The 24,120-nt window shown below is 63.8% G+C and carries 23 protein-coding genes and 4 tRNA genes; 10 read left to right on the top strand and 17 right to left on the bottom strand.

From position 1 onward, the window contains the following. Positions 1-16 precede the first annotated feature (16 nt). Both PQU96_RS06820 and PQU96_RS06825 read left to right on the top strand, forming a co-directional pair. Positions 17-1,045, top strand: coding sequence for a quinone-dependent dihydroorotate dehydrogenase (locus PQU96_RS06820; protein WP_272771520.1), 1,029 nt, complete (start codon positions 17-19; stop codon positions 1,043-1,045). A gap of 25 nt (positions 1,046-1,070) precedes the next feature. Beyond that, complete coding sequence (locus PQU96_RS06825) at positions 1,071-1,541, top strand: outer membrane lipoprotein (RefSeq protein WP_272771521.1); 471 nt, start codon at positions 1,071-1,073, stop codon at positions 1,539-1,541. 68 nt (positions 1,542-1,609) lie between these two features. Here the strand turns inward: PQU96_RS06825 and PQU96_RS06830 are convergent, their stop codons facing one another. The 3 genes from PQU96_RS06830 to fur are packed head-to-tail and all read right to left on the bottom strand — an operon-like array spanning position 1,610 to position 3,457. Further along, on the bottom strand, positions 1,610-2,335 hold the full coding sequence (locus PQU96_RS06830; protein WP_272771522.1) for an arginyltransferase: 726 nt from the start codon (positions 2,333-2,335) through the stop codon (positions 1,610-1,612). Further along, positions 2,319-3,023, bottom strand: a complete 705-nt coding sequence (gene aat, locus PQU96_RS06835; protein ID WP_272771524.1) for a leucyl/phenylalanyl-tRNA--protein transferase — start codon at positions 3,021-3,023, stop codon at positions 2,319-2,321. Before aat ends, PQU96_RS06830 begins: the two co-directional genes overlap by 17 nt. Next, entirely contained in the window at positions 3,020-3,457 is a 438-nt protein-coding gene (fur, locus tag PQU96_RS06840) for a ferric iron uptake transcriptional regulator (RefSeq protein WP_272771660.1), read from the bottom strand. Before fur ends, aat begins: the two co-directional genes overlap by 4 nt. A 159-nt stretch (positions 3,458-3,616) precedes the next feature. Between fur and PQU96_RS06845 the strand changes: the two genes are divergently transcribed. The 5 genes from PQU96_RS06845 to PQU96_RS06865 all read left to right on the top strand — a co-directional run bounded on the left by PQU96_RS06845 (position 3,617) and on the right by PQU96_RS06865 (position 8,069). After that, positions 3,617-3,928, top strand: coding sequence for an outer membrane protein assembly factor BamE (locus PQU96_RS06845; RefSeq protein ID WP_272771527.1), 312 nt, complete (start codon positions 3,617-3,619; stop codon positions 3,926-3,928). Then, positions 3,928-4,731 (top strand): 4-hydroxy-tetrahydrodipicolinate reductase, encoded by an 804-nt coding sequence (gene dapB, locus PQU96_RS06850; RefSeq protein WP_373316274.1) that lies wholly within the window; start codon positions 3,928-3,930, stop codon positions 4,729-4,731. Before PQU96_RS06845 ends, dapB begins: the two co-directional genes overlap by 1 nt. Positions 4,732-4,749: 18 nt before the next feature. Further along, a complete protein-coding gene (locus PQU96_RS06855; RefSeq protein WP_272771529.1) occupies positions 4,750-5,721 on the top strand; it encodes a FecCD family ABC transporter permease in 972 nt (323 codons plus the stop codon). Continuing rightward, positions 5,714-6,460 carry an ABC transporter ATP-binding protein gene (locus tag PQU96_RS06860; RefSeq protein WP_272771530.1) on the top strand — a complete coding sequence of 249 codons (747 nt, stop codon included), beginning with the start codon at positions 5,714-5,716 and terminating at the stop codon, positions 6,458-6,460. Before PQU96_RS06855 ends, PQU96_RS06860 begins: the two co-directional genes overlap by 8 nt. Positions 6,461-6,677: 217 nt before the next feature. Next, a complete protein-coding gene (locus PQU96_RS06865) occupies positions 6,678-8,069 on the top strand; it encodes a sensor domain-containing diguanylate cyclase (protein ID WP_272771531.1) in 1,392 nt (463 codons plus the stop codon). Between the two features lie 98 nt (positions 8,070-8,167). Here the strand turns inward: PQU96_RS06865 and PQU96_RS06870 are convergent, their stop codons facing one another. The 6 genes from PQU96_RS06870 to PQU96_RS06895 all read right to left on the bottom strand — a co-directional run bounded on the left by PQU96_RS06870 (position 8,168) and on the right by PQU96_RS06895 (position 14,590). After that, positions 8,168-9,682 carry a SpoVR family protein gene (locus tag PQU96_RS06870; RefSeq protein ID WP_272771532.1) on the bottom strand — a complete coding sequence of 505 codons (1,515 nt, stop codon included), beginning with the start codon at positions 9,680-9,682 and terminating at the stop codon, positions 8,168-8,170. A gap of 38 nt (positions 9,683-9,720) precedes the next feature. Further along, positions 9,721-10,992: a YeaH/YhbH family protein gene (locus PQU96_RS06875; protein WP_272771533.1), complete on the bottom strand. Its 1,272-nt coding sequence runs from the start codon at positions 10,990-10,992 to the stop codon at positions 9,721-9,723. A gap of 74 nt (positions 10,993-11,066) precedes the next feature. Beyond that, positions 11,067-12,995: a PrkA family serine protein kinase gene (locus PQU96_RS06880; protein WP_272771534.1), complete on the bottom strand. Its 1,929-nt coding sequence runs from the start codon at positions 12,993-12,995 to the stop codon at positions 11,067-11,069. Positions 12,996-13,190: 195 nt separating this feature from the next. Further along, positions 13,191-13,502: a PilZ domain-containing protein gene (locus PQU96_RS06885; protein ID WP_272771535.1), complete on the bottom strand. Its 312-nt coding sequence runs from the start codon at positions 13,500-13,502 to the stop codon at positions 13,191-13,193. Further along, a complete protein-coding gene (locus PQU96_RS06890) occupies positions 13,489-14,046 on the bottom strand; it encodes an NUDIX domain-containing protein (RefSeq protein ID WP_272771536.1) in 558 nt (185 codons plus the stop codon). Before PQU96_RS06890 ends, PQU96_RS06885 begins: the two co-directional genes overlap by 14 nt. Further along, positions 14,033-14,590: a DUF2062 domain-containing protein gene (locus PQU96_RS06895; protein WP_272771537.1), complete on the bottom strand. Its 558-nt coding sequence runs from the start codon at positions 14,588-14,590 to the stop codon at positions 14,033-14,035. The genes PQU96_RS06890 and PQU96_RS06895 overlap by 14 nt, the downstream gene beginning before the upstream one ends. Positions 14,591-14,773: 183 nt before the next feature. Between PQU96_RS06895 and PQU96_RS06900 the strand changes: the two genes are divergently transcribed. Beyond that, a complete protein-coding gene (locus tag PQU96_RS06900) occupies positions 14,774-16,558 on the top strand; it encodes an acyl-CoA dehydrogenase C-terminal domain-containing protein (protein WP_272771538.1) in 1,785 nt (594 codons plus the stop codon). Positions 16,559-16,701: 143 nt separating this feature from the next. After that, the gene (locus PQU96_RS06905; RefSeq protein WP_272771540.1) at positions 16,702-17,274 is read left to right on the top strand and encodes a DUF5610 domain-containing protein; all 573 of its coding nucleotides are present in this window, start codon (positions 16,702-16,704) and stop codon (positions 17,272-17,274) included. Positions 17,275-17,353: 79 nt separating this feature from the next. On the opposite strand, the gene PQU96_RS06910 is transcribed toward PQU96_RS06905, so the two are convergent. The 3 genes from PQU96_RS06910 to PQU96_RS06920 form a co-directional block, all read right to left on the bottom strand. Then, positions 17,354-18,211 (bottom strand): dienelactone hydrolase family protein, encoded by an 858-nt coding sequence (locus PQU96_RS06910; protein WP_272771541.1) that lies wholly within the window; start codon positions 18,209-18,211, stop codon positions 17,354-17,356. Between the two features lie 93 nt (positions 18,212-18,304). Then, complete coding sequence (locus PQU96_RS06915) at positions 18,305-18,937, bottom strand: response regulator transcription factor (protein WP_272771542.1); 633 nt, start codon at positions 18,935-18,937, stop codon at positions 18,305-18,307. Continuing rightward, the gene (locus PQU96_RS06920) at positions 18,934-21,573 is read right to left on the bottom strand and encodes a PAS domain-containing sensor histidine kinase (protein WP_272771544.1); all 2,640 of its coding nucleotides are present in this window, start codon (positions 21,571-21,573) and stop codon (positions 18,934-18,936) included. Before PQU96_RS06920 ends, PQU96_RS06915 begins: the two co-directional genes overlap by 4 nt. An 87-nt stretch (positions 21,574-21,660) precedes the next feature. On the opposite strand from PQU96_RS06920, the gene PQU96_RS06925 reads away from it, so the two are divergent. Then, positions 21,661-22,833 (top strand): ABC transporter substrate-binding protein, encoded by a 1,173-nt coding sequence (locus PQU96_RS06925; RefSeq protein WP_272771545.1) that lies wholly within the window; start codon positions 21,661-21,663, stop codon positions 22,831-22,833. 40 nt (positions 22,834-22,873) lie between these two features. On the opposite strand, the gene PQU96_RS06930 is transcribed toward PQU96_RS06925, so the two are convergent. From PQU96_RS06930 to PQU96_RS06950, 5 genes are all read right to left on the bottom strand, one after another. Further along, complete coding sequence (locus PQU96_RS06930; RefSeq protein WP_272771546.1) at positions 22,874-23,545, bottom strand: GntR family transcriptional regulator; 672 nt, start codon at positions 23,543-23,545, stop codon at positions 22,874-22,876. A gap of 119 nt (positions 23,546-23,664) precedes the next feature. After that, positions 23,665-23,740: transfer RNA gene (locus PQU96_RS06935), tRNA-His, on the bottom strand. Between the two features lie 47 nt (positions 23,741-23,787). Then, positions 23,788-23,863 (bottom strand) — tRNA-His (locus tag PQU96_RS06940). A gap of 23 nt (positions 23,864-23,886) precedes the next feature. Further along, positions 23,887-23,963 (bottom strand) — tRNA-Arg (locus PQU96_RS06945). An 18-nt stretch (positions 23,964-23,981) separates the two neighbouring features. After that, positions 23,982-24,058 (bottom strand) — tRNA-Pro (locus tag PQU96_RS06950). Between the last annotated feature and the right edge of the window lie 62 nt (positions 24,059-24,120).

Here is a 24,120-nt window from a genome sequence, read left to right on the forward strand (position 1 = left end):
CCTTACGGAGACACCCATGCTTTACCCGCTGTTACGCCCCTTGCTGTTCCGCACCGATGCCGAATCCGCGCACGAAACCACCCTGTCGCTGCTGGATACCGCGTATCGCCTGCAATTGACCGGCTTGCTTAGCCGCAAGGTTGGCCGCAATCCGGTAAAAACCATGGGCCTGACCTTCCCCAATCCGGTCGGCCTCGCCGCCGGCCTGGACAAGAACGGCGACCACATCGACGCCCTCGCCGCGCTCGGCTTCGGCTTCATCGAGATCGGCACCGTGACGCCGCGCCCGCAGGACGGCAACCCCAAGCCGCGCCTGTTCCGCGTACCGGAGTACGAAGGCATCATCAACCGCATGGGCTTCAACAACAAGGGCGTCGACGCGCTGCTGGAAAACGTGCGCAACAGCCACTTCCAGGGCATTCTCGGCATCAATATCGGCAAGAACGCCAGCACGCCGATCGAGAACGCCAAGGACGACTACCTGACCTGCCTCGACAAGGTGTACGAGTGCGCTAGCTACGTCACCGTCAACATCTCCTCGCCCAACACCAAGAACTTGCGTCAGCTGCAGCAGTCCGACGAACTGGGCGAGCTGCTCGCCGCACTGAAAAACCGCCAGTCGCGCCTAGCCGACCAGCACGGCCGCTATGTGCCGCTGGCGGTGAAGATCGCGCCGGACCTGGACGCGGAACAGACGCAGGAAATCGCCCGCCTGCTGACCGAACACCAGCTGGACGCGGTGATCGCCACCAACACCACGCTGTCGCGCAGCGAGATCGCCGGCCATCCGCTGCAAAACGAGGCCGGCGGCCTGTCCGGCGCGCCGGTACGCGAGCGCTCCACGCAGCTGATCCGCAACCTGGCGCAGGCACTGGACGGCGCGCTGCCGATCATCGGTGTCGGCGGCATCCTGTCCGGCGCCGACGCGCAGGAGAAGATCGACGCCGGCGCCACGCTGGTGCAGCTGTACTCCGGCCTGATCTACCGCGGCCCGGGCCTGATCAACGAATGCGCCGAAGCGCTGCGCCGCAAGCGTCGCGACTGACATCCTGCCCACGAAAGGGAGCATCATGAACCGCAAACTACTGCAACTGGGCGGCACCGCCCTGCTGGCTGCCGCTCTTGCCACCGGCTGCGCCAACACCTCCGACTCCGGCCAGGTCTACAGCAAGGACCAGATGCGCCAGGCGCACGTGGTCGAATTCGGTCAGGTGATCGCCGTCAAAAACGTGCTGATGGAAGGCAACCGCAACGAACTCCTGACCATGGGCGGCACCGCGCTGGGCGGCCTGGCCGGCAGCAATGTCGGCAAGGGGAGCGGCGCCGTTGCCGGCGCCATCGTCGGTGCCATCGCCGGCGGGATGGCGGCACAGTCGGCGCAGCAGTCGCTGAATACCAAACCGGCACTGGAAATCACGGTGAAGCTGGATAATGGCGGCAAGATGCTGTCCATCGTGCAGGAAGCCGATGTGCCGTTCAGCCTGGGCCAGCGCGTGCGGGTACTGAGCGGCGGCGGCACCACCCGCGTCAGCCCGCTGTAAACCGGCGGCATCCGCAAAATAAAACAGGCACCGCGAGGTGCCTGTTTTCATTACAAGGTTGGCCGCAATCAGGGCTCGAACGCGTGCCAGCGGCCATCGTCCAGCCGTTCCAGCGGCCGGTAGCGCGTCTTGTACGCCATCTTCGGCGATTCGGCGATCCAGTAGCCGAGGTAGAGATAGGACAGCTGCAGGCGGCGCGCGAGGTCCACCTGCCACAGCACGTTGTAGACGCCGTAGGCGGTGCGCGGCTGGTCCGGATCGAAAAAGGTGTACACCGCCGACAGGCCGTCATCCAACCGGTCGATCAGGCTGACCATGCGCAGCACGCCCTGCTCGCGAAACTCTACCAGCCAGCTCTCGACCCGGCTTTTCAGGATGAACTCCGCGTACTGCGCCGGATCGTCCTCCGACATGCCGCCACCGTCGTGGCGCGCCTGCTGGTAGCGGCGGTACAGCTGGAAATGCTCGTCGACAAAGCTGAGCGGCAGGATCTGCGCGCTCAGGTTGCCGTGGCGGCGCAGCGTGCGGCGCTGGCTGCGATCCGGCACGAAACGCGCCACCGGGATGCGCACCGGCACACAGGCGCGGCAGCCGTCGCAATACGGCCGGTAGGTGAAGTGGCCGCTGCGACGGAAGCCCAGCCCCACCAGCTGGCTGTAGACCGTGCTGTCGATCGCCTCCGCCGGCACCGCAACCTGGGAGCGGGCCTGACGCTCGTCCAGATAGCTGCAGGCATACGGAGCCGTGGCGTAGAAATGGATGATGGCAATGGCGTCGTTATCGCGATGGCTCATGATCGTAGACGTAATCCCACACGGTATCCGGTAAAGGGGAACGCAGCAGCTGCTGCACCCGGGCGACAAACGGCTCCCGCCCGATCAGGCGTGCACCGAGGCTGGCAAGGTGCGCGGTCGGCATCTGGCAGTCGATCAGCCCGACACCACGGGCAAACAGGTGTTGCGCCATGTGGACGAAAGCGATCTTGGAGGCGTCACGCTGGCGATGGAACATCGACTCGCCGTAAAACATCCCGCCGATGGCGACGCCGTACAGCCCGCCGGCCAGCTCGTCGTCCATCCACACTTCAAAGGAATGGGCGTAGCCCTGCCGATGCAATTCAGTATAGGCGGCGATCATCTCTGCGGTGATCCAGGTACCGCCCTGCTCGTCGCGCGGCGCGGCGCACTCCAGCATCACCGCGCCGAAGGCACGGTCAATGGTGACGCGGTAGCGGCGGTTGCGCAGCACCTTGGCCATCGAGCGGGAGACTTTCAGCGCACCCGGCTCCACCACCATGCGCTGAGACGGCGACCACCACAGGATGGGATCGTCCGGGGAAAACCAGGGGAAAATGCCGTGGGCGTAGCCGGCAAGCAGACGGGCAACGGACAGGTCGCCGCCGGCGGCCAGCAGGCCGTCCGGCTCGGCCAATGCCAGCGATACGGGCGGGAATTGCAGACTCCGCCCCAGCCAGGGAATCATCGACGGAAAGGCTTGCGCTCGCTCTTGCTGCAGTCTTCGCATTCACCGTACAGATAGAGCGAGTGGTCCTGGATGCTGAAGCCATGCTGCGCGGCGATCTGGTTCTGCAGCTCCTCGATTTTCGGATCGAAGAACTCGGTCACCTTGCCGCAGCGGCAACACACCATGTGGTCGTGATGACCGCCCTCGTTCAGCTCGTAGACCGCCTTGCCGGATTCGAAGTGATGACGGATCAGGATACCGGCCTGCTCGAACTGGGTCAGCACGCGATAGATGGTGGCCAGACCGATATCGGCATCTTCGGCGATCAGCTTCTTGTACACGTCCTCGGCCGACAGGTGGCGATCCTGGCTGTTCTCGAACAGCTCCATGATACGCAGGCGCGGGCCGGTTGCTTTCAGGCCGATGTCTTTGAGATGGCTGGCTTTGTTCATCATTGGGGGGTGGGTATCTTTGGTGAGTAGTCTTACAGTATGATAAAACCTTTTCCCGGATTCCCCAACCCGTACGGTGGTGTGGTCACGATGTTCAAGACAATTTCTACGCTTTTCATAACCAGTCTGCTGTTGTCCGCCTGCTCCTCGGTTAATCCGATGAACTGGTTCTCGCCTCACCGCATGGTGATCCAGCAAGGCAATTACGTGACAGAAGACGCGGTCAGCCGTGTCAAGCCGGGCATGACCCGCTCGCAAGTCCGCTTCCTGCTGGGCACCCCGCTGCTGAACGACATCTTCCACGCCGACCGCTGGGATTACCCGTACCGCATCGAGCGTCAGGGCCAGCCGACGGAAGAAAAACGCCTGACCGTGTTTTTTGACAAGGACACCGTCACCCGCGTGGAAGGCAACGCCTTCCCGGCGACCCGCCCCGCTATCGACAACCCACCACCTGCCGGACAGAATTGATGAGCCTGAATATTGTCATCGTCGGCGCCGCTGGCCGCATGGGCCGCACGCTGATCGAATCCGTACTCGACACCCCTGAAACCCGTCTGCACGCGGCGCTGGAACGCGAAGGATCGCCGTTTGTCGGCCAGGATGCCGGCCTGTTCATGGGCCGCGACACCGGTGTCAAGATCAGCACCGACTTCAACGCGGCGCTGGATGGCGCGCACGTGGTGATCGACTTCACCCGCCCGGAAGGCACGCTGGCGCATCTGGCCGCCTGCGTCGAGAAAAAGGTACAGATGATCATCGGCACCACCGGTTTTGACGACGCCGGCAAGGCCTCCATCGCCGCCGCCGGCGAGCAGATCGGCATCGTGTTTGCGGCCAACTTCAGCGTGGGGGTGAACCTTACCTTCAAGCTGCTGGACATGGCCGCCCGCGTGCTGAACGAAGGCTACGATATCGAGATCACCGAGGCACACCACCGTTTCAAGGTGGATGCGCCGTCCGGCACCGCGCTGCGCATGGGCGAAGTGGTGGCCGAAGCCCTCGGCCGCGACCTGAAACAGTGCGCCGTCTACGGCCGCGAAGGCGTCACCGGCGAACGAGATCCGGGCACCATCGGTTTTGCCACCGTGCGCGCCGGCGACGTGGTCGGCGACCATACCGTGCTGTTCGCCGCGCTGGGCGAGCGCGTGGAGATCACCCACAAGGCTTCCAGCCGCGCCACCTTTGCCAACGGTGCGGTGCGCGCTGCCAAGTGGCTGGCCGCCAAGCCGTACGGCGTCTTCGACATGCAGGATGTGTTGGGCCTGCATTGATGCCCGCTCCGCACTGAGATGTCGGCACGTACGCTGCTGATCCTGCTGGCCAGCCTCACCGGGCTGGCCTTCTTTATTTCCCTACTTGCCGGCGAACACGCCGCAGCCAGGTTGGCCGCACTGTTCGCGCTGCCCGGCCACGATGCGCTGGAGCGCGAGCTGCTGCTGGCGCTGCGCCTGCCGCGCGTGGTCAGTGCTGCCGCCGCCGGCGCGCTGCTGGCCACCGCCGGCCTCGCCATCCAGGCCCGCTTTCACAACGACCTGGCCGAACCGGGCCTGATCGGGATCTCCGGCGGTGCGGCACTGGCCGCCGCGCTGGCGCTGGCCGCCCGCTGGCCGACGCTGGCGGTCTCCATCGCCGCCTTTGGCGGGGCGCTGGCAGCTCTGCTGCTGGTCAGCCATCTGGCCCGCGACCGCGCCACCGCCACGCTGATTCTGGCCGGCGTCGCCGTCAACGCGCTGTGCGGCAGCCTGCTGACGCTGCTGATCAGCACCCTGCCCGATGGCGCGCTGCGCAGCGTCACCTTCTGGCTGATGGGCAGCTTTGCCGGCAGCGACGGCCGCCAGGCATGGCTGCTGGCGCTGCTGGCCATCGCCGTCACCGTGGCACTGCAGCGCCAGGGGCGCTTCCTGCAGGCGCTGCAACTGGGCGACCGTGCCGCGTTCTACAGCGGCTTCAACGTTGGCCGCAACGGTGCCGTCACCATCGCGCTGGCAGCGCTGGCCGCCGGCGTGGTGGTGTCGCAATGCGGCATGGTCGGCTTTGTCGGGCTGATGGCGCCACACATCCTGCGCCGCCTGACCGGGCTGCACCTGCCGACGCTGCTGAAACTGGCGCCACTGGCCGGCGCCCTGCTCACGCTGCTGGCCGATCTGGCTGCGCGCGAACTGTTGTACCCGGCCGAACTGCCGGTGGGGGTGATCACCAGCCTCGCCGGTGCACCGTTCTTTCTGTACCTGCTGACCCGCAAGCGGCCGAGCCATGCTTGAAATCCGCCGGCTGTCGCTGCGCCACCCCGCCCCGCTGCACGACATCAGCTTTGCCTGCGCCGCAGGCGAAGTCACCGTCATCCTCGGCCCCAACGGTGCCGGCAAAAGCACGCTGCTGCACGCCATCGGCGGCTACTACCCGGCAGCGGCGGGCGAAATCCTGCTTGCCGGCGAACCCCTCGCCGGCATCGACGCCGCCCGCCTCGCCAGCTGCCGCGCGCTGATCGAACAGCATCCGGCACGCCCGGCGGGCATGCGCGTGGCCGATCTGCTCCACATCGGCGTGGCGCAAGCGGATCCCGCGATGCTGGCGCAGGCACTGGACCTGTGCGGCTGCCAGACGCTGCTGGCACGCGACTGCGCCAGCCTGTCGGGCGGCGAACTGCAGCGCGTGCACCTGGCGCGGGCGCTGCACCAGCTGCTGACCAGCAAGGCCGCGCAGCGCTACCTGCTGCTGGACGAGCCCACCGCCGCACTGGATATCGGCGCCGCCAACCAGCAGCTGGCAACCCTGCGGCAACTGGCGCAGCGTTGTCAGCTGGGCATGATCGCGGTGCTGCACGACGTCAACCTGGCGCTGCGCCATGCCGACAAGGTGCTGCTGCTCAAGGATGGCAGGCAGGTCGCCTACGGCGATACGGCACAGGTAATGACGCAGCGGCGGCTGGAACAGGTCTACGACATCTGCCTCACCGAGCTGGGCGACGGCCACGGCCAGCGCGCCTTCATCGCCAGCTAACGCACGGCGTGCGACGGCCAGAAGTAGTCCGCCAACTACCACAAGAAAAGTCTATCGAAGCCAGGCGGCATTGAGCGTGCCACATTATAAATGTCATAAAATACTGCCGGAGCGTCGCTACGACAGGCTACAATCGGCAAACCACCAGCGTTACCGGCAATATCTCCGTGCGCCGCAGCGTTCAGCCTTTATCGCGTCGTCCGTTCCGAGTTACCGCATGCAAAACAGTTTCTCCGCCACCCCCAGCCGCCCGGCCATGATCCTGGCCGGTGTGCTGATGCTGCTGATGACGGCAGCGGCCGCGTTATTGCTGCCCTACGCCAACCAGCCCACCACAGGCAGCAATCTGCGGCCGGTGCTGATCACCGCGCTGGCGGTCAACAACAGCATCATCGCCTACCTGATCCTGCTTCACTTCTACGTCAAGCGCCGTCCCGCCACCGGCCTGCTCGGTACCGCGTTCGCCTACTCGGCGCTGATGTCCAGCTACCAGCTGCTGATGCTGCCCGAAGTGTTTCCCGGGCAACACGAGATGCAGCTTGGCTCGCACCTGAGCATCTGGCTGTGGTTCGCGCGTCTTGCCGGCTTTGCCATGCTGATCATGCTGGCGATGCTGTGCCTCGCCTGGCAGCCGAAACCGCCGCTGTCGCCACGCCAGAGCAGCGGTTTCCTGCTCGGCTGTCTGCTGCTCGCGGTATCGCTGATATGGCTGGTGACGCAGCGGCTGCCTCCTTATCTCCCCGACCTGGGACGGCTGGTCAGCGATCAGGGCGACTATAAGGCGCTGCGCGACAGCGGTCTGCTCATTGCCCTGCTGCTGTGCTGGGGCGGCGCGCTGCTCAGCGTACTGCTGGTAACGCGGCTGCGCAGTGCCTTTCACTGCTGGCTGGCACTATGTTGCTATGGCTATCTGCTGTACCTGATGCTGGTGTTCTCCTCCAGCCACCGGCTGACCGTCGGCTGGTATGCCTCGCGCTTTTTCGAGCAGTTAGCCGCCACCTTCATGCTGGGAGCGCTGTTGTTCGAAGTATTCCGCCTGCAGAAGCGTTTGCAAAGCTCCTACAGCCAGGCGTACGAAACCTCGATCCGCGACAGTCTGACCGGTCTGTTTTCGCGCCGCCACTTCGACAGCACGCTGGACGCCATCCGCCATCGTCCGCCGGAGCTGGCGCGTCCGTTTACCGTGCTGATGGCCGATATCGACCACTTCAAGCGTTACAACGACAGCTTCGGCCACGTGCAGGGCGACGACTGCCTGCGCCGGATTGCCGCCTGCATGGCACAACAGCTGCGCGATGGCGATACCCTGGCCCGCTACGGCGGCGAGGAATTCATTGCGATTCTGGATGGCTGCGACGAGCTGCATGCGGCACAGATTGCCGAACGCATTCGCAGTGCGGTGGAACAGCTGGCCATTCCGGCGGCCAGCGACAATCCGGCGCCGCGCCCGGTGGTCACCGTCAGCATCGGGCTTTACTGCCAGCCGGCAAGCCCCCTGGCTGAGGAGGAACACCAGCAGGTCGAGCTGGCGGACAAGGCGCTATACCTTGCCAAGCACCAGGGACGCAACCGGGTGTGCCTGCTGCCGGCCACCGCACCGACAGGCTGACATCCGTAATGCCCGTATCCGTGCGACAGACAACACAAAAGACTTGCGGCCAACGTTGGCCGCAAGTCTTTCATCGGTAACCGGCAGAAACCGGCAGCTCAGAGACTGGCCTGAGCCGCCTCCGGATGGCAGTCGAAACGCTGTTGCACCGTACCGTCGCTGTCGACACTTTCCAGCTTGACCCCGAAGCCCCACAGCCGGGCGACATGCTTCAGCACCTCCTGCGCGCTGGCCTCATCCAGCGGCTTGCGATTATGGCGGGTATGGCGCAGCGTCAGGCTACGGTCGCCACGCACATTCACCGACCACACCTGGATGTTCGGCTCGCGCGAGCCGAGGTTGTACTGTTCCGACAGTTTGCTCCGTATCATCTGGTAGCCCTGCTCGTCGTGGATGGCGGACACCTCCAGCTTGTCGTCGTGGTCGTCGTCGCGGATGGCGAAGAAGCGGAAATCGCGGATCAGCTTGGGCGACAGATATTGCGAGATGAAGCTTTCATCCTTGAAGTTCTTCATCGCGAACTCCAGCACCGGCCGCCACGGCGTACCTGCGATGTCCGGAAACCACTCGCGGTCCTCGTCGGTCGGGGCCTCGCAGATGCGCTTGATGTCCTGATACATGGCAAAGCCCAGCGCGTATGGATTGATGCCGTTGTACCAGCGCGCGGTCACCGGCGGCTGGTACACCACGTTGGTGTGGCTCTGCAAAAATTCCATCATCGCACCATCGGTCAGCATTTCCTTGTCGTACAGCCGGTTCATCAGCGTGTAGTGCCAGAACGTGGCCCAGCCCTCGTTCATCACCTGGGTCTGGCGTTGCGGATAGAAATACTGCGCCACCTTGCGCACGATGCGCACGATCTCGCGCTGCCACGGCTCCAGCAGCGGTGCCGATTTCTCGATGAAGTACAGGATATTTTCCTGCGGCTCCGGAGGAAAACGCGGTGCGGCTTGGCTTGCGCCGTCCTTTTCCCGGCGCGGAATGGTTCGCCACAAATCGTTGACCTGCAGTTGCAGATAGTTTTCGCGCTCGACCTGCCGTGCCTGCTCCTCGGCCAGCGAGAGTTTCTGCGGCCGCTTGTAGCGGTCGACACCGTAGTTCATCAGCGCATGACAGGAATCCAGCAGCTCTTCCACCGCGTCGATGCCGTAACGCTCCTCGCAGCGGCTGATGTACTGCTTGGCGAAGACCAGATAGTCGATGATGGCCGACGCGTCGGTCCAGGTACGGAACAGGTAGTTGCCCTTGAAGAAACTGTTGTGGCCATAAGCCGCATGCGCGATCACCAGCGCCTGCATGGTCATGGTGTTCTCTTCCATCAGGTAGGCGATGCAGGGGTTGGAGTTGATCACGATTTCGTAGGCCAGCCCCATCTGGCCGCGCTTGTAGCCCTTCTCGGTCTGCACGAAGTGCTTGCCGAAGCTCCAGTGCTGGTAGTTCACCGGCATGCCGACCGAGGAGTAGGCGTCCATCATCTGCTCGGCGGTGATGATCTCCAGCTGCACCGGGTAGGTGTCGAGATGAAACTCGCCGTGCGCAATCTCGCGGATGGCGGCGTCGTAACGTTCAATCAGGTCAAAGGTCCATTCGGAGCCGGTAGAGATCGGTTTCATGATGCCTCGCTCTCCATATCGTGTGCTGCCGGGGCCGGCTAGCGGGTGGCAGGCTGGCGCTTGAACAGCTCGCGAAACACCGGGTAGATGTCCGCCGGCGAGCCGATCTTCTGCATCGCGAAGTGCTTGTAGTGCTCCGCCACTTTCAGGTACTCGTACCACAGGTTCTGCGGCTCGCCCTGGGTGATCTCGATATAGGCGAAGTACTGGCACCACGGCAGCAGGCTTTCCTGCATGATGCGGCCACAATTGGCAGAGTCGCTATCCCAGTTGTCGCCGTCGGAAGCCTGCGCCGCGTAGATGTTCCAGTCGCGGTTGGCGTAGCGCTTCTGCACGATGTCGTGCATCAGGTTCAGTGCCGACGACACCACGGTACCGCCGGATTCGCGGGAGTGGAAGAAATCCTGCTCGCTGACCTCGACCGCGCTGGTGTGGTGGCGGATGAACACCACCTCGATCTTCTCGTAATTGCGCTGCAGAAACAGGTACAGCAGGATGAAAAAGCGCTTGGCCATGTCCTTTTTCGATTCGTCCATCGAGCCGGACACGTCCATGATGCAGAACATCACCGCCTGACTGGTCGGCTTGGGCTGCTTGACGCGGTTGTTGTAGCGCAGGTCGTAGGGATCGATAAACGGGATGCGGTTGATCTTGTCGCGCAGCGCGTGGATGCGCTTGCGCCGCTCGCGCACTTCCGGGCCGTTGTCGGCGTCGGACTCCAGCAGAGTGTCGAGGTCCTCTTCCGCCTCGCGCAGCTGGCGCAGCGTCGGTGCCGCCATCGCCACCCGCCTTGCCAGCGCACCGCGCAGCGAACGTACGATGCTGATGTTGGCCGGCGTGCCGTCATTGGTATAGCCGGCGCGCACCGACTTCATTTCCTCGATACCCATCAACTGGGTCTTGATCAGGTTGGGCAGCGCCAGATCCTCGAAAAAAACGTTCATGAATTCTTCGCGCGACAACTGGAAGGCAAAGTCGTCCTCGCCCTCGCCCTCGTTGCTGGCCTTGCCGCCGCCACCGCCGGCGCCCCCGCCCTGCGGACGATTGATGCGGTCACCGCGGATGAACTCCTCGTTGCCGGGGTGGACCTGGTCGCTGCGGCCACCGCGGCCATGGTGAAAGGTCGGCTCCGAGATATCCTTTACCGGGATGGATACGCTCTCGCCGCTGTCGATATCGGTGATGCTGCGCCCCTTGATGGCCTTGCCGACAGCCTCCTTGATCTGGGCCTTGAAACGGCGCAAAAAACGCTCGCGGTTGACCGCCGACTTGTTCTTGCCGTTGAGTCTTCTGTCGATGATGTTCGACATGATTGTCTCCTAGCCTTGTGTGCGGTGCGCACGTTGGCCGCAGGCCCCGCGGCCAACGTTGGCGCCGCTATTGCTCAGGACGACTTGCGCACCCGCAGATACCATTCGCACAGCAAACGGACCTGTTTCGGGGTATAGCCCTTGGTCACCATGCGGTTGACGAAGTCTTCGTGCTTCTTGGCCTCATCCGCACTGGCCTTGGCATTGAAGCTGATGACCGGCAACAGCTCCTCGGTGTTGGAGAACATTTTCTTCTCGATGACCGTGCGCAGTTTCTCGTAACTGGTCCAGGCCGGGTTCTTGCCAGCGTTGTTGGCCCGTGCCCGCAACACGAAGTTGACGATCTCGTTGCGGAAGTCTTTCGGGTTGGAAATGCCGGCCGGTTTCTCGATCTTTTCCAGTTCGGCGTTGAGCGCGTTGCGGTCAAAGCTTTCACCGGTATCCTGATCACGATACTCCTGATCCTGAATCCAGTAGTCGGCAAACGTCACGTAACGGTCAAAGATGTTCTGGCCGTACTCCGAGTAACTTTCCAGATAGGCAGTCTGGATTTCCTTGCCGATAAATTCGACATACTTCGGCGCCAGAAACTCCTTGATAAAGGTGAGATATTTCTGTTCCAGCTCCGGCGGGAACTGCTCGCGTTCGACCTGCTGCTCCAGCACGTAGAGCAGGTGTACCGGGTTGGCCGCGACCTCGGTGTGGTCGAAGTTGAACACCTTGGACAGGATCTTGTAGGCGAAACGGGTCGACAGCCCGCTCATGCCCTCGTCGACACCGGCGAAGTCGCGGTACTCCTGCTGCGACTTAGCCTTCGGATCGGTGTCCTTCAGGTTTTCACCGTCGTAGACCTGCATCTTGCTGAACAGGCTGGAGTTTTCCGGATCCTTCAGCCGCGACAGCACCGAGAACTGCGCCATCATCTTCAGGGTTCCCGGTGCGCACGGCGCACCACCCAGCGACGAGTTGCGGATCAGCTTGTCGTAGATGCGGGTTTCGTCGGTGACGCGCAGGCAGTACGGCACCTTGACGATGTAGATACGGTCGAGGAAAGCCTCGTTGTTCTTGTTGTTGCGGAACTGCTTCCATTCGCTCTCGTTGGAGTGGGCCAGGATGATGCCGTCAAACGGAATGGCGCCGAAGCCTTCGGTACCCTTGAAGTTGCCCTCCTGGGTGGCGGTCAGCAGCGGGTGCAGCACCTTGATTGGCGCCTTGAACATTTCCACGAACTCCAGCAGCCCCTGGTTGGCCAGGCACAGACCGCCGGAGTAGCTGTAGGCATCCGGGTCGTCCTGCGCGTAGCTCTCCAGCTTGCGGATGTCGACCTTGCCCACCAGCGAGCTGATGTCCTGGTTGTTTTCGTCGCCCGGCTCGGTCTTGGCCACCGCGATCTGTTTCAGTACCGAGGGATAGCGTCGCACCACGCGGAACTGGCTGATGTCGCCGTTGAACTCGTGCAGGCGTTTCACCGCCCACGGGCTAGGAATGCCACGCAGGTAGCGACGCGGAATACCGTACTGTTCTTCCAGGATCGGGCCGTCCTCGTCGTAGTTGAACAACCCCAGTGGCGACTCGTTAACCGGGCTGCCCTTGATGGCGTAGAACGGCACCCGTTCCATCAGCTCTTTCAGCTTTTCGGCGATGGAAGACTTGCCGCCACCTACCGGCCCCAGCAGGTAGAGAATCTGTTTCTTCTCTTCCAGGCCCTGCGCGGCATGGCGGAAATAGGACACCACCTGTTCCACCACCTCTTCCATACCGTAGAAGTCACGGAATGCCGGGTAGACACGGATGATCTTGTTGCTGAAGATGCGCGACAGGCGCGGGTCGTGGCGGGTATCGACCACTTCCGGCTCGCCCACCGCCATCAGCATGCGCTCGGCGGCAGACGCGTAGGCTGTGCGGTCCTGCTTGCACAGCTCCAGATACTCCTGAATGGTCAATTCTTCTTCGCGAGTGCGATCGAAACGGGAAGCGAAACTGCTGAAGATGTCGGGGCTCATGGCTTAACCCTCCTGCTGGAGGCAAGCGGAGCGGGAACGGTGCCGATCGCACCGCTCTTCCCCCTTGCCAAGTTATCAGTGGACTAACAAGCTGCATCTGTTTTTTTGGGTATAGCACAGCCACGCTGCTGCAAATAAAAAAAGCCGACATTACGTCGACTTTTTTATTTAAAAGTACTGGGACAAATGAATTAATTAGCGCTTTATAATTTTTGCCCCGATTTCATACAGCTTGCCGCGCTCCACCTCGTTGCACCGTCGCACCTCCACCACCGCCTCGAACGGCTTGCTGTACACCTCGCCGACCGGCGGCACGATGATGGTGACTTCCAGGATTTCACCGAATTGCGGCACGAACGCGGAGCGGATGGCAAGGCCATCCACCGACAGATCCACGCATTCGCCATAGTGGGTTTCGCCGGTATGGTGCGACTTCATCTTGGCACGGCAGCCCATGCGCAGGCGCTTGCCACCACGACGCTCGTGGTGTGCGTCAAAGGGCTTCACAGTGCAGCTCCCCGCGTTGCCATGCGGCCAACCAGTGCAGGCCGACCAGGCTCTTGCTGTCGCAGATGCGGCCATCCAGTGTCATCGCCATGACCTCGTCCAGTGGCACAGTCAGCACCTCCAGAAACTCACCCTCGTCCAGCTGCCGCTCGCCGGCGGTCAGCGCAGTCGCCAGATAATAGTGGATCACCTCGTCAGAATAGCCGATGCACGGGTACGCCTTGCCCAGATAAAACCAGTTGGCCGCCCGGTAGCCGGTTTCTTCCAGCAGTTCGCGCCTGGCGGTCTCCAGTGGTGCCTCCTGCGGATCGATCTTGCCGGCCGGGATCTCCAGAAAAGTGCGTGCCAGCGGATAGCGGAACTGGCGCTCCAACAGCAGTTTGCCGTCGTCGGACAGCGCGAGCACCGCCACCGCGCCGGGGTGGCGGATGTACTCGCGCCACGCCGGGCTGCCGTCCGGCAGGGCCACGCTGTCTCGCTGCACCTTGATGAAGCCGCCGCTGAATACCTGCTCGCCGGCCAGTTTCTTTTCAGTCAGATCCACGCACTTCCTTTCGCTTGCGCCACTGTCGCAACACGGCACATTGCCATAACAGCATCACGATAACATATCCGCAGAGAGCGAAGGTCAGCCCCAACGCCGGCACGCCCACCAGCAGCGGCCACCCCATGTGCATGGCCCAGGCCACCACCGCGTGCTGCCATTGCCACAGGTGCGCGCCGTCAAATGCCGGGAATGGCGGCATCACCAGTTGACCATTCATGCCCAGCAGCAGCTTGCCCAGCTCGAAGGCGAGGAAATACAGCGGCAGATAGGTCAGCGGATTGGTATACAGGGTACAGGCCAGTGCTACCGGCAGGTTGATGCGAAAAAGCAACGCCAGCAGCGCAGCCGTCAGCATCTGCGTCGGTCCCGGCATCAGCCCGGAAAACAGGCCGACCGCCACCGCCAGCGCCACCTTGCGCCGCTGCAGGCTCCACAACGCAGGATGACCCAGATACGGGGCCAGCGGCCGCAACAGGGCCGAACTGGCCAGCCACTCCCCCGGATGCGGCATACGGCGCAATAACCAGCGTTTGACACTCATCGCTTATCCGCACCCTTTCCGTGACCGGTAGCGCCGCGCCGGTCAAAAAATAAAACAAGCGTTTGACTTAAACGGACATCGCTGTGCACACTACGCCCCAGCACACGGTTTTGTGCCGCCACCCCAACACGACACGAGAGACGACCCGTTGCACCCGGGCCGTGCATTAATACGGAGACCATCATGCCCGCTTATCAAGCACCGCTGCGCGATTTCGACTTTGTCCTGAACGAGCTGATCAAAGTTCAGGATACCCTGCCCTCGCTGCCGGGATATGAAGAAGCCACGCAGGACATTTTCTCGTCCTATCTGGAGGCGGCCGCACAATTCTGCGAGAACGAACTGGCACCGCTGAACCGTCCGGCCGACGAGGAAGGCTGCACCTTCGATGCGGCCACCAAGTCGGTGACCACCCCGGTCGGCTTCAAGGAAGCATACAAGCAGTTCTGCGAACTGGGCTTCACCGCGCTGGACTGCGACCCGGCCTACGGTGGTCAGGGCATGCCGAAGACGCTGTCGTTCCCGATCATCGAGATGCAGTGCTCGGCCAACGTCGCCTGGTCGATGTACCCCGGCCTGAGCCACGGCGCCTACTCCGCCATCCACGCCCACGGCACCGACGAACAAAAACAAACCTACCTGCCGCATCTGGTTGACGGCAGCTGGACCGGCACCATGTGCCTGACCGAGCCGCACTGCGGCACCGACCTGGGCCTGCTGAAAACCCGCGCCGAACCCAACGGTGACGGCAGCTACAGCATCAGCGGCACCAAGATCTTCATCTCCGCCGGCGAACACGACCTGTCCGACAACATCATCCACCTGGTGCTGGCACGCCTGCCGGATGCGCCCAAGGACGTGAAGGGCATCTCGCTGTTCATCGTGCCGAAATTCCACGCCGACGGCAGCCGCAACAGCGTGTACTGCGGCAGCCTGGAACACAAGATGGGCATCAAGGCCAACGCCACCGCGGTGATCAACCTCGACGGCGCCAAGGGTTACCTGATCGGCGAGGCGAACAAGGGCCTGGCCTGCATGTTCACGATGATGAACGCCGCGCGCCTCGGCTGCGGCATGCAGGGGCTGGGCCTCGGTGAAGCCGCGTTCCAGGGCGCGCTGACGTATGCCAAAGACCGGCTGCAGATGCGTGCGATGGCCGGTGCCAAGTTCCCGGAAAAGGCCGCCGACCCGATCATCGTGCACCCGGACGTGCGCCGCATGCTGCTGACGCAGAAGGCCTACACCGAGGCCGGTCGTGCACTGGCCGCGCTGCTGGCGCTGCAGCTGGACATCGAAGAGAAACATCCGGACGCCGACGCGCGCGCCGATGCCGCCGACCTGGTGGCGCTGCTGACCCCGGTGGCCAAGGCCTTCATGACCGACAACGGCTACACCGCGGCCAACCTTGGCATGCAGGTATTCGGCGGCCACGGCTTCATCCGCGAGTGGGGCATGGAGCAGCTGGTGCGCGACTGCCGCATCTCGCAGATTTACGAAGGCACCAATGGCATCCAGGCCATCGACCTGCTCGGCCGCAAGGTGCTGCTGGATCAGGGCCAGAAGCTGCGCAAGTTCACCAAGCAGATCCACAAGTTCTGCCAAGCCAACGAAGGCAACGCGCAGCTGGCCGAGTTCGTGGCCCCGCTGGCCAGGCTGCTGAAGGATATCGGCGACATCACCATGGGCATCGGCATGGCGTCGATGAAGGACCGCGACGAAGCCGGCGCCGCCGCCAGCGACTACCTGCGCCTGCTCGGCCACCTGACCTACGGCTGGCTGTGGGCACGCATGGCAGAAGTAGCCTACGCCAAGCTGGAAACCGGCGGCGATGACTTTTACAAGGCCAAGATCGCCACCGCCCGCTTCTACTTCGCCAAGCTGCTGCCGGAAGTGGAAGCACTGAAAGCCACCATCAAGGGCGGTGCCCAGCCGCTAATGACGCTGGCGGACGAGCACTTCGCCTTCTGATCGCACAACGCGCGGTCACGACAAAAGGCAGCCTGCGGGCTGCCTTTTTTGCGCCCCGCTCACGGCGAATGGCGGCAGTCACGCGAAAAAGCACTATAACGCCAAGGAGATAGCCACGCCGTGCCAACCTGCGGGAGTTTGCCATGTCCTTGTTTCCCACCCCGGGGATGTCGTCGCTGACACCCGCCGCCCAGAACAGCCAAGCCAGCAGCGCGCCCGGCCGCCTCAACAAGCCGTCGGCGCTGGAGCGCAGCGCGCGTGACGAGATGAACGCCCAAGTGATCGACAGCCTCAACGTCTCGATCGGCGCCGGCAACAAGTCGCAGCAACTGCTGTACCGCAGCGCCATCGACAAGATCAACGAGCTGCTGGCACCGGATTTCGGCCCCGATGCGCTGCAGGCCACCGCCGCCAAGCAGGACAACAGCGCAGAGGCGACCGCCGAGCGCATCCTGTCGCTGTCGCTAGGCTTTTACGACAGCTATGCGCAGCAGCATCCGGAAATGAGCGAGGAAGAGCGGGCCACGAGTTTCGTCGAACTGGTGCGTGGCGGCTTCGAACAGGGTTTCAACGAGGCGAAGGACATTCTGGACGGGCTGAAGGTGTTGGACGGCGACATCGCCAGCGGCATCCAGCAGACCTTTGAACTGGTGCAGAAGGGCTACGACGACTTCCTCGCCGGCAAGCTGCAACCCAAGAGCGACAGCAGCGGCTGATCAGCCACTCCTGCCCCACCAAAACATTGCGGCCAACCTTGCAAGGTTGGCCGCAATGCTTTTTAACGATCCGTCGCCGTCACACGCCGTGGCGGCGGAACCACTGCAGCATGCGGCGCCAGCCGTCCTTGGCCGACGCGGCATGGTAGCTCGGGCGATAGTCGGCATTGAAGGCGTGGCCGGCATCGGGATAGACCACGATTTCGCTGCCGCTACGCCCCTGCTGCAGCGCCGCCTTCATCGCCGCCACGCTGTCCAGCGGGATACCGCCATCCTTGCCGCCATACAGCCCCAGTACCGGCACGGTCAGCAGCGGCGCCACCGCCAGCGGATGGCGCGGCGTCAGCGCCGTCTCCTGTCCCTGCAGCCGGCCATACCAGGCGGCACCGGCCCTGATTTTGGGGTTGTGCGCGGCGTAGAGCCAGGTGATGCGGCCGCCCCAGCAGAAGCCGGTGATCGCCGCGCGCGTGTTGTCGCCACCCAGCACCCGCGCGTAGTCGAGGGTGGCGTCCAGATCGGCCAGCACCTGCGCATCCGGCACCTTGCTGACCACATTGGCGATCAGCGCGGCGGTGTCGGGATAACCGCGGGCATCGCCCTGGCGCAGGAACAATTCCGGCGCGAGCGCGAGATAGCCCTGCTTGGCCAGACGGCGGCAGACATCCTGGATGTGCTCGTGCACGCCGAAGATTTCCTGCACCACCAGCACCACCGGCCACTGGCTGCCCTGCGCCGGACGCGCGGCGTACAGCAGCAGGTCGGGGCCGGCCTTGTGCCAGCCGGCGACCAGGCCGTCGCTGTCGGTGTGGAGGGTGGCGGCGCTCACCGGCTGCACCGCGAGGGCAAAGCCGCCGGCCAGCACGGCGGAAATCAACAGGCGGCGCTGCGGATCGACCTCATCCGGCAGCGGCAAGAAATCGGCTTGTTCCTGAGACATGGGCGGCTCCTTGGGATCGGTGGCGGCGATGTCACGCGTCGCCGTCTGCTACAGAGCCAAGCATAGCGGGTAAAGTTCAGTGCCGCGGCCGGATCAGGCACCGCCCTTCTGCTGGCGGTAGGCGACCACGGTCTGCACCAGATCGGCGATCGAGCGCACGCCCATCTTGTCCATCATCCGGCCGCGGTGCGCCTCGACGGTCTTGATGCTGATGCCGAGGTCGTCGGCGATCACCTTGTTCATCTTGCCCTCGATCACCCGCTCCAGCACCTCGCGCTCGCGCACGGTCAGCGTCTGCAGCCGCGCCTCGCACTGCTGCGCCAGTGTGCTGCTCTGCTGCAGGCTGGCGGCCGTCTCCAGCGCGCTGTTCACCGCCAGCAGCAGCGCCTCCTGGTTGAACGGTTTTTCCAGGAAATCGTGGGCGCCACGCTTCACCGCCTGTACCGCCATCGGCACATCGCCGTGGCCGGTAATGAAGATCACCGGCCAGTGATTGCCGCGCGCCTGCAGCTCTTCGTACAGCTCCAGCCCGCTCATGCCCGGCATGCGGATGTCGAGGATCAGGCAGCCGACGCTCTGCTCCACCCGGAAGCCGGCGAGAAAAGCCTCGGCATGGTCGTGGCAGATCACGCGGTAGTCGTGGCTTTCCAGCAGCCAGACCAGCGAGTCGCGAAACGCCTCGTCGTCGTCAACGATATGGATGGTGATGGATTTGCTCGCAGTCATGGCTCGTATACCGGCAAAGTGAATCGGAAAATGGTACCACCCAGCGGATGGTCTTCCACCGAGAGTTGACCCTGATGGAATTCGACGATCGAGCGGCAGATGTTCAGCCCCATGCCCATGCCTTCGCTCTTGGTGGTGAAGAAGGCATCGAACAGCTGCGACTTGATGTCGTCCGGCACGCCGTGGCCGCAATCGACGATCGCCACTTCCACCCGCTTGCTGCTGCTGCGCTGCACGCTGACCTGCAGCTCGCGCTGCTCCGGCGGCAGCTGCTGCATCGCCTCCATGCCGTTCTTGATCAGGTTGAGCAGCACCTGTTCGATCAGGATCGGGTCGACGTTGACGGCGGGAAGGTTGGCCGCAAGGTGCACGTTGATCACCGAGCCCAGGCGGCGCGCCTCGATCTCGGCGATCGCCAGCGCGGCGTCGATGATGTCGGACAGCTGGCACGGCTTGCGCACCGGCTCGCTCTGCTTCACGAATTCGCGCACCCGGCGCACGATCTTGCCGGCACGCTCCGCCTGTGCGGTGATCTTTTCCATCACCGGGATCAGCGACTCCGGCGTGGCGCGGCCCTGGCGCAGGCGCTCAACGCAGCCGGCCTGGTAGTTGGCGATAGCCGACAGCGGCTGGTTCAGCTCATGCGCCAGCGTCGACGCCATCTCGCCCATGGTGATCAGGCGCGAGGTGGCCTGCAGCTTGGCTACCTGCTCCTGGTAGCGCTGCTCGGCATCGTGCTGCTCGGTGATGTCGGTGAGGATCAGCATCTGCGCCATGTCGCTGTCGACCCAGCGCACCGGGCGCACCCGCAGCAGGAACCAGCGTTGCAGGTCGTCCAGCCAGATTTCCTGGTCGGTACTGGCCTGCTGCAGCAGGCGGTACAGGCGCAGGTCGCAGCACTCCGAGCTGTCCTCCGTCGCCGGTGCGGCCAACCATTCGCGGTAGCGATGGTTGCAGAACAGCAGCTGCTGGCTTTCGCCGCGCACCACCGCCACCGCCGCGTCCAGCCCCTCGATCACCGCGATGAAGCGTTCGTTGGCCGCCTCCAGCATCTGCTGCGCGTGGCGCTTCTCGGTCATGTCGGTCAGCGCCGCCATCCAGCCGGTCTGGTGGCCGTCGGCATCGATCAGCGGCGAGATCAGCAACTGCGCGTAGAAACGCTCGCCGTTCTTGCGCTGCATCACCGACTCGAACAGCTGCTGCGACTGCTCGCCGGACAGCGTCTGGCGCAGGGCATCGTAGTTGTGGTGGGCGATATCCGGCGACCAGTATGGATACGGCGGCAGCAATCCGATCAGCTCCGCCTCGTCGAAACCGGTGATGCGGCAGAACGCCGGGTTGACGTAGGTGATGCGGCCGTCCAGCGCGATGGCGCGGATGCCGACCACCAGCGAGTCCTCCATCGCCTTGCGGAACATGTACTCGTGACGCAGCGCCTGCTCCGCCTGTTTTTCGGCGGTGATGTCGCGGCCGGACAGGTAGACCACGCCGGCGTCCGGCAGCGGGCTCATCGCCCAGGCGATGGCGCGCACCTCCTGCGCGCGGTTGATCACCCGCGTCTCGACGTAGCGGTCGACGCTGCCCGCCTCGATCACCTGCCGCAGCAGCTGCTGCGTCGATTCGCGCTCGTCCGGGTGCAGGTAATTGAGAATGGAAGTGCCCAGCAGCTGCTCAGCCGGATAGCCGAGGCCGCCGACAAAGGCCGGGTTGACGTGCAGCAGGTAGCCGTCCTCGCGCATCACGCCCAGCCATTCGCGCGACAGGCCGTAGACGCGGTCGCGCTCGCGCTCGGCGTCGACGCGGCGGCGGATGTGGCGCGACAGGCTCATCAGGCTGAGCAGGGTCAGCAGCGACAGGCCGACGATCAGCCCGAGCTGGATTAGGCGCCCCTTGTCGTGGTCGCCGCGCACCGGCCGCGCCACCAGCCGCAGCGGCGTGCCGCCCAGCACGATGGTCTGCGACAGGCGCGACGACGGGGCGCCGTGACTGTTGCTCACCAGCGGCTGCTCGCCGTTGTTCAGCTCCAGATAGTATTTTTCAGCAAACCAGCTCGGCGGCACGCGACGGATGAAGACACTGGCCTTGTAGATGCCGATTACCATGCCGCGGAACTGGGTGTCGCGGAACACCGGCACCATCAGGTCGAAGCGCCATTCGCCGGATTCCAGCTGGTAGGGCTGGCTCATCACCGAGCGCCCATCGGTGCGCGCCTGCAGGTAGGCCGAGGCGGAGGCGCCGCTTAGGCCGGAGCCGACGGTGAGCCGGCTTTCCTCGTACGGCGCGATCCAGCGCAGGGTAAAGCTGTTGTCCGCCCACACAACCGCCGCCATCTCCGGCGTATTGGCGAGAAACTCCGAGGCCTGCACCAGGAACTGGTCTTCGTCGATCGCCTCGCGGCCGATGTCGCGCGCCAGCCGCGACAGCTCATCCTTGTGCTCGTCCAGGCGCAGGCGCAGCGTCTGCTCCGCCCACAGCGTGTCCTTGGCCAGATCGAGGCGCAGCTGCTCGGTCTCGCGTGCGTCCAGCGTCCACAGCATCACCGCCATGGTCAGGAAGAACAGTACGATGGTGCTGTTGGGCATCAGCCGGTAAAAACGGCTGCGCTTGAGGGACTGGTAAAAACGCTGGGTTCGCATGGCGGCTACGGGCAAAGGTTGGCCGCAAGCGGGGCCAAAATGTGATAATAACGGGGATTGTCACCGCCTAGCCATCAGGAATCCCCCGTGTATCGCACCCTTTGCCTGCTGTTGCTGTGCCTGCCGCTTGCCGCCACCGCGGCCGATGCCTTGCGTATCGGCGTCTCCGGTCCGTTCACCGGCGGCTCGGCGCCGATGGGCATCAGCATGCGTAACGGCATCCGCCTGGCGGCGGAGGAGATCAACCGCCAGGGCGGCATCCGTGGCCGGCCGCTGCTGCTGGTCGAACGCGACGACATGGGCCGCTCCGATATCGGCATCCGCGTCGCCCGCGAGCTGACGCTGCACCAGCGCGTAATCGCCAGCGTCGGCTTCGTCAACAGCGGCGTGGCGCTGGCGTCGCAGGGACTCTACCAGCAGGCAGGCATCCCGGCGATCACCGCGGTCGCCACCGCGCCCAAGGTCACCGAACAATTCGCACCGCCGAAATATCCGCTCAACTACGTGTTCCGCGTCGCCGCCTCCGACGCGCAGCAGGCGCCGCTGATCGTGCGCGAGGCGAAGCGCAGCGGTCTCACCCGGCTGGCGATTTTTCACGACAAGACCAACTACGGCCGCATCGGCGAGGAAGAACTGATCAAGGCGCTGCGCCAGCAGGGGCTGAGCCCGGTCTATATCGGCCAGTTCCGCCTCGGCGAGCGCGACATGATCGCGCAGCTGAGCCGGGCGCGCGATCTCGGGGCGCAGGCAATCCTGACCTACGCCATCGGCCCCGAGCTGGCGCAGATCGCCAACTCGCTGGCGCAGATGGACTGGCGGCCGCAGCTGATCGGCAGCTGGACACTGTCGATGTCCAACTTCATCGACGACGCCGGCCCCAATGCCGAAGGCGCGCGCATGGTGCAGACCTTCATCAGCGACAGCGCCGACCCGCTGCGGCAGGACTTTGTCGCGCGCTACCTGGGCACTTTCGGTGGCCGCCGCATTCCGTCGGCGGTGTCGGCGGCACAAGGCTACGACAGCATGCTGCTGCTGGCGGCGGCGCTGCGCCACAGCGCCAGCACCGACGGCAAGGCCATCGTCCGCGCGCTGGAAAACCTGCCCGCGCCGGTCAAGGGCGTGATCACCACCTACCAGCGGCCCTTCTCCGCCACCGACCACGACGCCATCGACCTGGCGGTGCCGGTGATCGGCAAACTGCAGCACGGCGAGGTGGTGCACGCCTACAGCAGCGAGCGCACGCAAAAACGCCGTCCCTAGCCGAAAGCCGGGAACGGCGTTTTGTATACAAAAATGACGGTTAGCGGCGCTCGGCAGAGTTCATGTACGACTCCAGCGCGTGGCCGGCGGACTGGATGTGGAAGCGGATGAACTCCGCCGCCTCGTCCGCCTTGCCCTCGCGGCACAGCTGCAGCAGCTTGCTGTGCTCCTGGTGCGCCAGCTCCATGGTGCGGGTGAACAAGATCTGCATCCGCGTGTAGCGGTCGGTCTTGTTGTGCAGCTGCTCGATCAGCGCCAGCGTGTTCGGGCGCTTGGCGGCCCGATACAGCGCCAGGTGGAAGCGCGAATTCAGCTCGCCCCAGTGGCGGATGTCGTTGCTGACCAGCGCCTGCTCGAATTCCTTCAGCGTGGCCTCGGCGGCGGCGTGATCCGCCTCGTTCTGACAGGGAATGGCCGCCCGCAGCAGCTCGCTCTCCAGTGTCGCGCGGATGTCCAGCAGCTCCAGCACGTCGTCCAGCGACAGCTTGGATACCAGCGCACCCTTGTGGTCGATGATCTGGATCAGCCCCTCGGCCTCCAGCTGACGCAGCGCCTCGCGCACCGGTACGCGACTGACGCCGTACTCATTGGAAAGGGCCTCCTGGCGCAGCTGCTGTCCGTCGGCAAATTCGCCGGACAGGATGCGCTGGCGCAAGGATTCTGTAACCGCACTGGTCAGGGTCTGGCGTTTGATCGGCTGCAAGGTGGTCATGGTCACGCTCTGGCTATCGGATACATGCAAATGTATTCGATTATACGGTGAATTTCACCGGCCACAAGCGGAAAACAGGGAATAAATGGAAAAACCCGGCGCGAGGCCGGGTTTTTAACTGGGGTGGATGATGGGGCTCGAACCCACGACAACAGGAATCACAATCCTGGACTCTACCAACTGAGCTACATCCACCGCTGAGCGGTGCGTCTTGCCGCATTGCTGCAACAAGTCAAATAAGGTGGGGTGGATGATGGGGCTCGAACCCACGACAACAGGAATCACAATCCTGGACTCTACCAACTGAGCTACATCCACCACAGATAAAACTGAAACATGCTTGGCGCACCCGACAGGGTTCGAACCTGTAACCCCCAACTTAGAAGGTTGGTGCTCTATCCAATTGAGCTACGGGCACGTTATGCCGGGTTGTCTGTGGTCGGGGCGGTGGGATTCGAACTCACGACCCTCTGCTCCCAAAGCAGATGCGCTACCAGACTGCGCTACGCCCCGACGACAGGAGACGAAATATACGTGACAGGAATCCTCCTGTCAACACCTGCAGTGCAATAAAA

Origin of the sequence: Vogesella margarita (assembly GCF_028548475.1) — a bacterium.
GTDB classification, from domain to species: domain Bacteria; phylum Pseudomonadota; class Gammaproteobacteria; order Burkholderiales; family Chromobacteriaceae; genus Vogesella; species Vogesella margarita.